Below are 12,477 nucleotides of genomic sequence, written 5' to 3' on the forward strand. Positions count from 1 at the left end.
CCGCCGGTTTCTGCGGTTGAATGACCGGCATGGTCACCGGTGACGAAGTCCGCGCGTTCGCCCTGACACTCCCCCGCGCCTACGAGGCGTACGTGCGTGACCGGGCCAAGTTCCGGGTCGGGCAGATCGTGTTCGCCGCCCTGTCGCGGGACGAGACCGAGCTGGGGTTCGGGTATCCCCGTGACCAGCGGGAAGCGCTCGTGACAGGCGAACCGGAGAAGTTCCTGATGCCGGAGCCGGCGGACCTGCGCTACCAGTGGGTGCGCTGCCGCCTCGCGGCGATCGACGCCGACGAAATGCGCGAACTCGTCCTGGACGCGTGGCGGATGTGCGTGCCGAAGAAGGTCTGGGCCGCCTATGCGGAGACCCACTTGCCCTGATCGAGCGCTTCCTCGGTCACCACGCGGAGCCCGGCCACGACGGCGAAGGCCAGCACGGCCATCACCACGAACACCGCCCGCAGCCCGAAGGCCTGGGCGATCGCCCCGCCGGCCAGGGCGCCGAGCGACTTCGTGCCCCACGCGACGAGCCGGTGGCTGCTGTTGAGCCGCCCGAGCAGGCGGTCGGGCGTGAGCTGCTGGCGCAGCGACACCATCACCACGTTCGACACCAGGATGCCCACGCCGCCGACGAAGAAGGCCGCCCCGGCCACGTACGGGTTCGCCGTCAGGGCGAGCGCACCGACGCCGACACCCCCGACCGGCCAGGACACCCACAGCGCGCGGACGCGGCCCAGCCGGCGTTCCACCGCTTCGGCGAGCAGCGACCCGGCCAGGCCACCGGCCGCGCTGGTGGCCATCAGCAGCCCGAAGGCCGGCGCGGTCAGGCCCATCGCCGAGCCCGGGCCCACCGCGTAGAGGACAAGGACGGCGAAGGTCGCGCCGGTGGCGAAGTTGAACGTGCCGGTCATGACCGAGAACGTCCGCAACACCCTGTGGTGAGCGAGGAAACGCAGCCCTTCGGCGATGTCCGCGCGCAGGGTGGTGTGCTTTTCGCGCGGGACCCGGTACTCGCCGCGCACGAGCAGCAGGGCCGCGACGGCGACGGCCCACAGCGCCACCGGCGTGACGAGCGCGGCGATGACGCCGGCCGCGGCCAGCAATCCGGCCAGCGGCGGGCCGGCGAACTCGTTGGCCGTCTGCTCGGCGGCGAACATCCGGCCGTTGGCGCGGGCCAGCTGCGCGCGCTCGACGACCTGCGGGACGATCGACTGCGCCGCGGTGTCGTAGACCGTCTCGGCGCACCCGACGCCCACGGCCACGACGTACAGCGCCCAGATAGATCCCCCGCCGAAGACGGTCAGCAGCGTGACGCCGGCGAGCAGCCCACCCCGCACGAGGTTGGCCGCGAACATCGCGCGGCGGCGGTCGAGCCGGTCGACCAGCGCGCCGGCGGGCAGCGCGAGCAGCAGCCACGGAACGCTGAAGGCGAAGGCGAGCCCGGCGATGAGCGCCGGTTCGCGGGTGTAGCCGACCGCGACCAGCGGCAACGCGACCTTGAGGACGCCGTCGGCGAGGCTGGACAGGCCGGCCGCGGACCACAGCCGCCAGAACACGGGGTTCATGGATGGAGGGTTGCACATCGATGGGCTTTTCTCCATCGATGTGACTCGATTCCATCGATGGACTACGCTCCGCTCATGACGGAACCCCGCCGCCGGCGCCCGGCGACGCCGGCGGAGGCCAAGGCCCTCGGCCACCCGCTGCGGCTGCGCATCATGCGGATGTGCCTGGTCGAGGAGCTGACGAACAAGCAACTGGCCGACCGCCTCGACCGCGACCCCGGCACGGTCCTGCACCACGTGCGCCAGCTGGTGTCGGCGGGTCTGCTGGAACCGGCCCCGGTCCGCACGGGGTCGAGCGGCGCGCTGGAGAAGCCGTACAAGTCGAACAACGAGACGTGGTGGCTCGACGGCCCCCTGGCCGACGCCGACGCCGAGACGCGGTTCGCGCCGATCGAGATCTTCCAGGAGGAGGTCCGGGCGGCGGGGCCCGAGTCGGTGGCGGTGCACGAGAAGTTCCTCCTGCACCTCTCCCCCGACGAGATCGAGGAGCTGGACCGCCGGATCCTCGCGGTGCTGGACGAGTACGTGGCGACCGACCACGAGCGGTCCGATCGGCCGGCGGTGGGCGGGATCTTCGTGCTCCACCACGTGAAGCGCGAAGGCTGACGCGGCAGCAGTGCAAGAAAGCCGTGAAGGGCACATCGAGAGACTTGAAGTCCCTGAATGTGCCCTTCACGGCTCGCCCCGGCCGGGGATGGTGGCCGGGGATCTTTCCCCACGCTGCGCGGGTCTCGCCGCCCCCAGGGCCGGCGAGACCCGCACCCGGTCACCGCGTCAGTGGTTCACCTTGAACCACGGCTGAGACCAGCCGAGGTAGGTCTGGCCCCACTTGCTCTTGATCTGCGCGATCGTCGTCTCGGTGTACGTGCCCGCGCCGTTGATGTCGTTCGACAGGAACTTGCCGCCGCCGATGGAGATCATCGTGTGGCCCGAGCCGCCGTTGGAGAAGAACGCCAGGCCGCCCGCCGGGACGTCGGTGCTGTTCGCGTGCTTGTACGCGCTGGGGATCTGCGTCCAGTGCACGTAGGCGGTGGTCGAGCCGCTCGCGCTGAAGCCGTAGTTCTGCGCGTTGATGCGGTCGCACCACCCGTCGTAGGCGGGGTCGTTGTTCGTGTGGATCCGCGACTTCGCCTTCGTGACCGCCTGGGCGCAGGTGTTCGCGTCGCCCAGCCCGGAGGTCGAGCAGGTCGCGGCGGGCGGGGTCGGCACGTCCGTGCAGTCCGGCGCGATCCGGCCGTCGGAGCCGGTGTAGACGTAGGTGTCGGTGATGTAGCCGCCCGGCACGTGGTCCCAGATGTTGCTGGTGCCGTACTTGCCGGTGACCGTCTCGCCGGTGGTCTGGCAGTCGATGTCCACGGCGGTGCCGTCGGCGACCGTGCCGGCCGAGCCCCCGCCGGTGCTCGGGGCCGAGCGCACGGTCAGCGGCGCGCCCGAGTCGGTGTGCACGGTGCCCGTGGCCGCCAGGGCCGGGGTGGCGCCGACGAGCACGATCGCCGCGGCGATGCCGACCACGCCGGCCGCCCGCTTCCCGATCCGAATTCTCATTTGTCCGTCCTCCGTTTGCTGGTGTGCCGACAGAGTGACGGCCGGCGATACAAGCCCCGTACAAAACCGGAACCGGCGGCTGGAGATACGGCAAAAAGGACGAAGCCCCGCCGGAAACACCGGCGGGGCTTCACCAGGAAGAACTCAGGCCAGGTACTCGGCCGCCGCGCGCAGGCTGACGTAGGAGCCGCTGAACGTGTCGATCCGCGGGCCGTCACCGTCCGCGGGTCCCGGCACGCCGGTCTCCACCCGGATGAAGTCCACAGTGGACAAAGTGGCCAGCAGCTCACGTACCCGCGGGTGCCGGTGCGCCTCCCGGGTGACCACGACGACGCTCCGGAAGTCCCGGGCCGCTTCGAGGATCACGTCGGCGTCGTCCGGCGTCGCCGTGAGCGTCCGCGTCCCCGGCACCAGCTCGGCCAGGTGCGCGCCGAGGCCCCACGGCATTGGGCCCGCCGCGATGGTCGGCTCGGTCTGGACGTCGACCACGAGCGGCGGCCCGTCCAGCCGCACGTCACCCCGGACGCGGAGTGCCTTGCGAGCCGCTTCGAGGCCGAGCCGCCGGTCGACCGGGCCGACCGTCGCCGGCGCCGGGTCGGTGCCCAGCGCCGCCGTCCGTGACGCCGCCTCCTCGAGCCGTTCCAGGGGCAGCTCCCCCGCCGCGACCGCGGCCACGATCGCCGCGACGCACGCGTCCAGGTGCTCGGCCTCGAACGCCGCGCCGCCGAGGCAGAGCGCGTCCGCGCCCGCGGCCAGAGCCCGCACGGCCGAGCGGCCGAGGCCGTCGTGCTTGCCGTACGCGCCCGAAACCGCACCCATCTCCAGGGCGTCGGTGATCACCGCGCCGGTGAAGCCGAGTTCGCCGCGCAGGACGTCGGTGAGCGCCACGCGGTTGAGCGTGGCCGGCTCGTCGCCCCAGGCCCGCACGACGAGGTGGCCCGTCATCACCGAGCGCACCCCGGCCCGGATCGCCGCGGTGAACGGGACCAGCTCGATCTCCCGCAGCTCTTCGACCGTGCGCGGCAGCACCGGCAGCGCGACGTGCGAGTCCTCGGTCGCCGCGCCGTGGCCCGGGAAGTGCTTCGCGCACGCCGCGACGCCGTACTTCTGCAGGCCGGTCACGTAGGCCGCGACGTGCGGCGACGCCTTCGCCGGGTCGGACCCGAACGCCCGGACGCCGATGATCGGGTCCTCGGCCGCCAGGGTCAGGTCCGCGCACGGCGCGAGGTTCAGCGTCACGCCGCAGGCAGCCAGCCGTTCGCCGAGCGCGGCGGCGACCGCCGTGGTCAGCTCCGGGTCGTCGGCCGCGCCGAGGGCCAGCGGGCCCGGCACGAACGACCCGGTGTTGACGTCGAGGCGGGTGACGTCGCCACCTTCTTCGTCGATGCCGACCACGACGCCGTCCCGCTCGCCCCGCAGCTGCGCGGTGAGCGCGGCGACCTGCTCGTCGTCGACGACGTTGCGGCCGAACAGCACCACCCCGCCCAGGCCGCCGGCGATCCGGCGGCGCAGCCAGTCCGGCGCGGTGGTCCCGGCGAACCCGGGCAGGAGGACGGCCTCGGCGAGCTTCTCCGGTGTGGTCAACCGCTACCCCTTCACGGCGCCGGCGGTCGCGCCGGACACGAGCTTGCGTTGCACGAGCAGGAAGAACACCAGCGCCGGGATCGCGTAGATGACCGACGCGGCCATGACGCCGCCCCAGTCGGTGGCGAACGCCGTGCGGAAGGACGCCAGCCACACCGGCAGCGTCTCCTTCGGCTTGTCCCGGATGAACACCAGGGCGAACAGGTACTCGTTCCACGCGGTGATGAAGCTGAACACCGAGGTGGTGACCAGCCCGGGCCCGAGCAGCGGCAGCGTCACCCGGCGGAACGCGCCGGTCTGGCTGCAGCCGTCGATCATCGCGGCTTCTTCCAGCTCGTACGGGATCCCGTTGACGAAGCCGTAGAGCATCCAGACCGTGAACGGCAGCGTGGTGGCGAAGTAGATCAGCAGCAGCGACGGCAGCGTGTTGAGCAGCCCGGCGTCCCGCATGAGCAGGAACAGCGGGATGAACAGCGCCGACACCGGCGCCAGCTGCGCCACCATGACCAGCACGAGGAAGCCCTTGCGGCCGGTGAAGCGCAGCCGCGACAGCGGGATCGCCGCCAGGGTGCCCGCGACCAGCGCGCACAGCACCGAGCCGACCGTGACGATCAGGCTGTTCATCAGGTAGGTCGGGAAGTTGTCCTTGCCCAGCGCCGTGGCGAAGTTGCCGAACGAGAAGGACGTCGGGATCAGGTCGTACTTCGGCGACAGGATCTCGCCGGGCGTCCGCAGCGACGTGACGAACATCCAGTACGTCGGGAAGACGATCGCCAGTGCCACGAGCACGCCGACCACCGAGAGCACGATCCGCTGCGAGAGCGACTTCTTCACGACAGATCACCTTCCCGGGTCCGGGTGAGCAGCTGGATGTACCGGCCCGTGATGAGCGCGAGCACGATCAGCATCAGCGTCGCGATCGCGGCCGCCGCGCCGAAGTGGTTGCCCGCGATGCCCTTGAGGTAGAGCACGACGGCCAGGGTGGTGCTTCCGCCGTCGGGGCCGCCTTCGCGGATCGCCCAGATCTGGGCGAACGCGTTGAAGTCCCACAGCACGGACAGGAAGGTGACCATGGTGGTGATCGGCTTGATCGCGGGCCAGGTGACCGCGCGGAACGTCTGCCACGCGCTGGCGCCGTCGATGCCGGCGGCCTCGTACTGCTCGCGCGAGACGCCGATGATGCCCGCGTACAGCGAGAACGTCACGAACGGCACGGCCTGCCACACGATGAGCAGCCCGATCACCGACAGCGTGCTCGCACCACTCGAGAACCACGAGAAGCCGATGAAGCCGTGGAAGCCGAGCCGGTCGAGGGTCTTGTTGAGGATCCCGTACTGCTCGTCGAAGATCCACTGGAACACGGTGGTCGTAGCGATCACCGGCGTCGCCCAGGCCAGCACCAGCGTGACCTGCACGATGACCCGCACGACCGGGCCTAGGTGGCGCATGAGCACCGCCAGCAGCAGGCCGCCGAGGATGGTGGCGGCCACGATGGCGGCGGTGAAGACCAGGGTCCGGAAGGTGACCGTCCAGAACTCCGGATCCGAGAGCGTGTTCGTGTAGTTGTCGAACCCGATCCAGACGGTCTTGCCGGAGACCAGCTGGCCGATGTCGAGCTTGCGGAAGCTGATCGCGAGCACCTGGACCAGCGGCCAGGCGAGCAGGACCAGGATCGCGGCGAGCGCGGGAAGCAGCAGCAGGTACGGGAGCACCCGGTCGCCGAACCGACCCCGCCTGCGCTTCTTGGCCCGCGTGTCGCGCGGCGATGCCGGCGGGGTCGCCCCCGCCGGCATCGTCACATTGGCGGTCGCTGTCATCCGCCGATGAGCTTGTTCAGCGCTGCGTTGGCGTCGGCGGTCGCCTGGTCGAGCGTCTTCTTGCCGGTCAGGTACGCGGTCAGCATGTCCTTGACCGGGTTCTGGCCGGACTCCACGTCACCCCACTGCGGGCTGGCCGGCACGGCCTTGCCGTTGGTGGAGGCCTTCGCCATCACGCTGCCCAGCGGGTCCTTGTCCAGGCCGGTGAGGTCGGTCGACGTGCCGGGCACGACGCCGGCGGCGGCGAGCTGGCTCTGGTACTTCGGGCTGGAGAGCAGCTTGATGTACTCCTTGGCGGCGGCCGCGTTCTTGCTGTTGGCCGGAATCGCCAGGTTCGAGCCGCCCAGGAAGACCGGGGCGCTCTGGCCGGCGGTCTTGCTCGGAATCGCGAACGCGCCGGTCTTGGCGGTCAGGCTCGGGTCCGTCTTGGCGGCCGTCGGCAGCTCCCACGGGAGACCGATCATCATGGCCACCTTGCCGCCGCCGTAGACGGTCGCCTGCTGCGGCTTGGCCTCGTCGGCGTCCTTCGGCGCCTTGGTGCCGGAGGTGTCGACGAGCTTCTTGTAGAAGTCCAGGCCCGCCTTCGCGCCGGCGCTGTCCAGCGTCGCCTTGAACTTCTTGCCGTCGGGCTGGGCGATGTCCCCGCCGTTGTCCCAGATAAACGACAGCAGCGCGTACCAGTTCTGGCCCGGCATGTACAAGGGCTGGAAGTCGGGGTCGGACCCGAACTTCGTCTTCAGCTTGGTGATCGCGTCGATCCACTCGTCGTTCGACGTCGGCGCCTTGGTGATGCCCGCCTGCTCGAACATGTCCTTGCGGTAGATGACCTCACGGTTGGCCGCGTAGAACGGGACGCCGTAGGTCTTGCCCTCGTAGGTGCCGGAGTCCGCGAGACCCTTCAGCCACTGCGCGCCGTTGAAGCTGTCCTTGTCACCGGACAGGTCGGTCAGCACGCCCTCCTGCGCGGCGAACGCGGCGGTCTGCGTGTTGCCGATCTCGATGACGTCAGGCGGGGTGCCGCCGGCCAGCGCGGTGGTCAGCTTCTGCTGGATGCCGTCCCACTGCTGGATTTCGTACTTGACCTTGACGCCGGGGTGCGCGGCCTCGAACTCCTTGTTGAGCGCGTCGGTCAGGGTGCTCGGCGCGGACCCGGTCATCAGCCAGACCGTGACGTCGCCGGTGATCTGCGCGGGAGCACCGCTCGACGAAGCGGCGGTGTCCGTGCCGCTGGAACCCGCGCAGCCCGCGGTCGCGAGGGTGAGTGCGGCGGCGCCCGCCGCCAGCTTGAGCCAGCGTTTCACTCGATGCCGTCCTTTCGATGCCCGGCCGGAAGCGGCCGGACTCCCCAAATGGTGTAGACCAATGTTGGGGTTAGAGTGGTACGTACCACAGGCCCTGTCAAGGCGGTTGCCGGAACGTTGTAAACCCACCGGGGAGTCTGACGCGGAGTAGCCGGACGGTCACCGGCCTCGCCGCGACCTGCGGGGGAAGTCGTCCGAATAGGAGGGTGTCCGGAACGTTTTTCACCGGTGGCCACGCGGGATTCACCGCACGGCCACCCGGACGGCGCAACGAAAACCGCCCCGGGGAAGCATCCCCAGGGCGGCGGTTTTCACCGTTCGGCGGTGCCGCCTTTACCTCGGATGGCCGACGGACGGCGCGGGCGCGCCTTTCGCCGGCGTGCCAGCACGAGTCCGAGCACCGTCACGCACAGGCCGACGACCAGCAGCGCGACACCGAGCTCCGGCCCGATGTCGAAGTGCCGGAGCACCCGCACCGCCCCGAGCGCGAACCCGGTCACGAACAGGACCGGGCCGAGCACCAGCGCGGACGTGCCGGTCCGCTCAGCGGGAACCACGGCGAACACCGGCCGATCGTCACCGGCCGCGCCGACGTCCGTGTAGACGGCGGTGATGGGCCCGAAGGACACGCGGTCACCGTCGTGCAGCAGCCGCGCCTGTCGCGGCGCCAGAGCCTCGCCGTTGACGAGCGTGCCGGCGCGCGAGCCGGCGTCGGACACCCAGGTGCCGCGTGCGTCGCGCCGGAGCCAGGCGTGGCGCGGGCTCACCCGGTCGGAGTGGAGCTTGAGGTCCGCCTCGGGCACGCGGCCGACCAGCCACGAGCCTCGCCGCACGTCCAGCCGCGCTACGGCTCCTTCCAGGGTCTCGATCGTCGCTCGGTGTCCCATCGCCCCTCCCCACGTCCGACTCCGGACAGAGTCACACCGCGGCGTGAAGATGCGCGGCGAACGGGTGAACCGGCCGGGTTCGGGCGACGATCACCGTCCCTCGACCGACTGGGGTGCGTGGGCCAGTTCGGTGCCCCAGGGAACCGGGAGAACGATGAAGTCAGCTTGGCAAGTCCGCGCCGGCAGGCAAGGCGAGCGCGACCAGGAAGCCCTCGCCGAAGGTCTCGCGATCGTCGGCTGGGGCGGCGTTCCCGCGCTCGGCCGGTTCGACGACAAGGAAGCACTCAAGACGGGGCTCCGGGAGCACTACCCGCAGCGGTCCGCCTCCGTGATCGGGAACTGGGCCGGGCAGCTGTGGCGCTTCTACCGGGAGATGAGCGAGGGCGACCTCGTGGTCATGCCGCTCAAGAACGTGCGGCAGTTCGCCATCGGCGAGGTCACCGGGTCGTACCACTACCGCCCCGACGCGACCCCGGACTGCCGGCACGCCCGGCCCGTCCGGTGGCTCCGGACCGGCATCGACCCCGGTGAGTTCGGCCCCGACCTGCGCGGCAGTCTCGGTTCCCTGCTCACGGTCTGCCGGCTGAGCCGGCACGAGGCCGCCCGGCGGATCGGCGACATCGCGGCCGGGCGGCCGGACCCGGGCTGGCGGCACGCTTCGGCGAACCTCGATCCCGACGCGACCCGGGCCGACCTGTGGGAAGCCGTCGAAACCGGTGCGGCGCCGGTGAAGCTGACCGTCCGGAACCTGCTGTCCCTGTGGGCTTACCGGCGGCGGACCGCGACCTCGCTGGTGACCGTTCAGTCGGAGCTGGCCGAGCACGGAGTCACGACCAAGCCACCGTTCACCTCGGCCCGGATGGACGCGGTCGTCGAGCTGGTCCCGCTCGCCGACGAGCCGGGCACGGCGGGCTCGGAGCTGGATCCCGCCGAGGTCGAGGCGCTGGACGACCTCCCGGCCAAGTGGATGGTGCGCGCGGTCCTGCCGGACGACCCCACCATCGAGGCCGTCACGGCCGGGAAGCCGCTCGCCACCGCGGTGACGCTCATGCTGGCCAAGAACTACTCCCAGCTGGCGGTCACCGACGAGGACGGGTTCCCGGTCGGTGCGGTCAGCTGGGAGTCGATCGGCAAGGCGCGCCTGACGAACCCCGAGCCGACCCTGCGGGACGCCACCACCCAGGTCCGGGTCATCGACTTCGACGACGAGCTCTTCGCGCAGATCGACGAGATCTACCGACGCGGGTACGTCTTCGTCCGGGGAGAGGATCGCCGGAAGCTCATCGGCATCGTGACGGCCAACGACCTCGCCCGTCAGTTCGGCACGCTCGCGCGGCCGTTTTCCCTGCTGGAGGAGGCGGAACTGCGGATTCGCCGGCACACCCGACCCTGCCTGCCCGAGGAAGTGATCGAGAAGGCGACGCCGAAGTGGGCGAGCAACCCGACTTTCGGCAGCTACGTCCGCATGCTCGAGCCCCCGGAGCGGTTCGAGCTGCTGAACTGGCCGCTCGACCACGAGACGTTCCTCGACCTCCTCACGAAGGCGAAGAACATCCGCAACGACCTGATGCACTTCTCCGGCGAGGAGGTCCCGGAAGACGACCTCCTCGCCATCGAAGGGTTCTGCGCGACGATCAAAGCCGTCGACCAGTCCTAGCCGCTCAAGGCTTGGGCGCCGCCTCCGGAGCCTTCACCCGCTCCAGCAGCAGCTGAGCTACGTCCCGCACATCGACGTTCTCCGCCTTCTGCTCACTCTGCCGCTGCACCAGCCCGTCGGTCAGCATCACCCGGCAGAACGGGCAGCCGGTCACGATCGTCTCCGCGTCGGTCGCGATCGCCTCGTCCACGCGCTCGAGGTTGATGCGCTTGCCGATCTGCTCCTCCATCCACATGCGGGCGCCTCCCGCGCCGCAGCACAGCGCCCGGTCCGCGTGGCGGGGCATCTCCTCCAAGGTCGCGCCCGTCGCACCCACCAGTTCGCGGGGCGGGGTGTAGACCTTGTTGTGGCGCCCGAGGTAGCACGGGTCGTGGTAGGTCACCTTCGGACCGTCCTCGACCGCCTTCACCGGCGTCAGCTGACCGCCGCGCACCAGGCGGTTGAGCAGCTGCGTGTGGTGGACGACCTCGTAGTGCCCGTCCAGGTCCGGGTACTCGCGGCCCAGCGTGTTGAGGCAGTGCGGGCAGGTCGTGACGATCTTGCGCAGCTTCGGCTCGCGGCCCTCGAACACCGCGTTGAGCGTCTCCGCCGTCTGCTGGGCCATCATCTGGAAGAGGAACTCGTTGCCCGCGCGCCGCGCCGGGTCGCCCGTGCACGACTCCTCCTTGCCGAGCACCACGTACTTCACGCCCGCGATGTGCAGCAATTCGGCCGTGGCGCGGACCGTCTTGCGCGCCTGGTCGTCGAACGCGCCCGCGCAGCCGACCCAGTAGACGTATTCGACGTCCTCCGCGAGCTCGCCGTCGAACACCGGGACGTCGAAGTCCAGGTCCTTCGTCCAGGCGAGGCGCTCGGAGTTGTTCTGGCCCCAGGGGTTGCCCTTGGTCTCCAGGTTCTTGAACAGCCCGCCCAGCTCGGTCGGGAACGCCGACTCGATCATCACCTGGTAGCGGCGCATGTCGACGATGTGGTCGACGTGCTCGATGTCCACCGGGCACTGCTCGACGCACGCGCCGCAGGTGGTGCAGGACCAGAGGACGTCCGGGTCGATGACGCCGCCGTCGGCCTCCGGGCCGACCAGCGGGCGCGCCTCCTCGTGGTCGGTGCCCGCGAGGATGTAGGGCGCCTCCTCGAACAGGTTGTCGCGCAGGTTCATGATGACGAGCTTGGGCGACAACGGCTTCCCGGTGTTCCACGCCGGGCACTGCGACTGGCAGCGGCCGCACTCGGTGCACGTGGCGAAGTCGAGCATGCCCTTCCACGTGAAGTCGCCGATCTTGCCGCGGCCGAACGTGTCGTCCTCTCCCGGGTCCTCGAAGTCGATCGGCTTGCCGCCGGACTCCATCGGCAGCAGCGGGCCGAGGCCGTCCGGCAGCCGCTTCGCCGAGACGTTGATCGGCGCCACGAAGATGTGCAGGTGCTTGGAGTAGAGCACGATCGACAGGAACACCAGCATGACGCCGATGTGCAGCATCAGGCCGACCGTCTCGAGCACCTCGGTCGTCGAGTGCCCGAGCGGCTCCAGGAGGTTCCCGACGCCGAGCGAGACGTACGCGCCGTTGTCGTACGGGAAGTTGCCGGACGCCGACGACGCGCCGCGGAAGAAGAACATCGTCCAGACGACGTTGAAGATCATGAAGAGGATCAGCCACGCGCCGCCGGTGTGCGAGCCGTAGAAGCGCGACGCGCGGTCCTTGCGCTCGGGGGCGTTCCGGATCCGGATCACCGTGAAAACGCCCAGCGAGACGGCCACCATGACGGCGATGAAGTCCTGCAGGAAGCCGAGCACCGCCCAGTGGCCGATCCACGGGATCGCGAACCGCTCGTCGAAGAGCGCGCCGTACGCCTCGAGGTACACCGACGCGAGGATCACGAAGCCCCAGAAGGTGAAGAAGTGCGCCAGGCCGGGCACGGACCACTTCAGGAGCTTGCGCTGGCCGAACACCTCGCGCACCTGCGCGAAGACGCGGGCGCCCAGGTCGTCCGACCGCTTGGTGTCGGGCTGGCCGGCCTTGATCAGCCGGTACAGGAAGGCCACCCGCTTGCCGGCGACGGCGAGGCCGACGACCGTCATGAGCAGACCGAGGATGAGACGAACGAGCACGAGTCCTCCGGACGTACT

At 70.3% G+C, this 12,477-nt stretch carries 11 protein-coding genes; 3 read left to right on the plus strand and 8 right to left on the minus strand.

Annotation, left to right across the window (positions count from 1 at the left end; translation table 11 throughout):
- The first annotated feature begins 29 nt into the window (after positions 1-29).
- Positions 30-380, plus strand: coding sequence for an MmcQ/YjbR family DNA-binding protein (locus AB0M59_RS17440; protein ID WP_364615804.1), 351 nt, complete (start codon positions 30-32; stop codon positions 378-380).
- Here the strand turns inward: AB0M59_RS17440 and AB0M59_RS17445 are convergent.
- Positions 356-1,564 carry an MFS transporter gene (locus AB0M59_RS17445; protein WP_364615807.1) on the minus strand — a complete coding sequence of 403 codons (1,209 nt, stop codon included), beginning with the start codon at positions 1,562-1,564 and terminating at the stop codon, positions 356-358. The two genes, AB0M59_RS17440 and AB0M59_RS17445, sit on opposite strands and share 25 nt — an antisense overlap.
- Before the next feature lie 75 nt (positions 1,565-1,639).
- Here AB0M59_RS17445 and AB0M59_RS17450 point away from each other — a divergent pair, with 75 nt between their 5' ends.
- Entirely contained in the window at positions 1,640-2,170 is a 531-nt protein-coding gene (locus tag AB0M59_RS17450; protein ID WP_364615810.1) for a winged helix-turn-helix domain-containing protein, read from the plus strand.
- 168 nt (positions 2,171-2,338) lie between these two features.
- Here the strand turns inward: AB0M59_RS17450 and AB0M59_RS17455 are convergent, their stop codons facing one another.
- The 6 genes from AB0M59_RS17455 to AB0M59_RS17480 form a co-directional block, all read right to left on the minus strand.
- Positions 2,339-3,109: a hypothetical protein gene (locus AB0M59_RS17455; RefSeq protein WP_364615813.1), complete on the minus strand. Its 771-nt coding sequence runs from the start codon at positions 3,107-3,109 to the stop codon at positions 2,339-2,341.
- A gap of 144 nt (positions 3,110-3,253) precedes the next feature.
- Positions 3,254-4,693, minus strand: a complete 1,440-nt coding sequence (locus AB0M59_RS17460; RefSeq protein ID WP_364615816.1) for a glycoside hydrolase family 3 N-terminal domain-containing protein — start codon at positions 4,691-4,693, stop codon at positions 3,254-3,256.
- A 3-nt stretch (positions 4,694-4,696) separates the two neighbouring features.
- Positions 4,697-5,527, minus strand: a complete 831-nt coding sequence (locus AB0M59_RS17465) for a carbohydrate ABC transporter permease (protein WP_364615819.1) — start codon at positions 5,525-5,527, stop codon at positions 4,697-4,699.
- Positions 5,524-6,510, minus strand: a complete 987-nt coding sequence (locus AB0M59_RS17470) for a sugar ABC transporter permease (RefSeq protein ID WP_364615822.1) — start codon at positions 6,508-6,510, stop codon at positions 5,524-5,526. The genes AB0M59_RS17465 and AB0M59_RS17470 overlap by 4 nt, the downstream gene beginning before the upstream one ends.
- A complete protein-coding gene (locus tag AB0M59_RS17475) occupies positions 6,507-7,811 on the minus strand; it encodes a sugar ABC transporter substrate-binding protein (RefSeq protein WP_364615825.1) in 1,305 nt (434 codons plus the stop codon). Before AB0M59_RS17475 ends, AB0M59_RS17470 begins: the two co-directional genes overlap by 4 nt.
- A gap of 311 nt (positions 7,812-8,122) precedes the next feature.
- Complete coding sequence (locus AB0M59_RS17480) at positions 8,123-8,698, minus strand: FHA domain-containing protein (protein ID WP_364615828.1); 576 nt, start codon at positions 8,696-8,698, stop codon at positions 8,123-8,125.
- Positions 8,699-8,852: 154 nt separating this feature from the next.
- On the opposite strand from AB0M59_RS17480, the gene AB0M59_RS17485 reads away from it, so the two are divergent.
- A complete protein-coding gene (locus tag AB0M59_RS17485; RefSeq protein ID WP_364615831.1) occupies positions 8,853-10,355 on the plus strand; it encodes a CBS domain-containing protein in 1,503 nt (500 codons plus the stop codon).
- Positions 10,356-10,359: 4 nt separating this feature from the next.
- Here the strand turns inward: AB0M59_RS17485 and AB0M59_RS17490 are convergent, their stop codons facing one another.
- Positions 10,360-12,459, minus strand: a complete 2,100-nt coding sequence (locus AB0M59_RS17490) for a (Fe-S)-binding protein (protein ID WP_364615834.1) — start codon at positions 12,457-12,459, stop codon at positions 10,360-10,362.
- Positions 12,460-12,477: the final 18 nt, after the last annotated feature.

The organism is Amycolatopsis sp. NPDC051371, assembly GCF_040682155.1.
Classification (GTDB): domain Bacteria; phylum Actinomycetota; class Actinomycetes; order Mycobacteriales; family Pseudonocardiaceae; genus Amycolatopsis.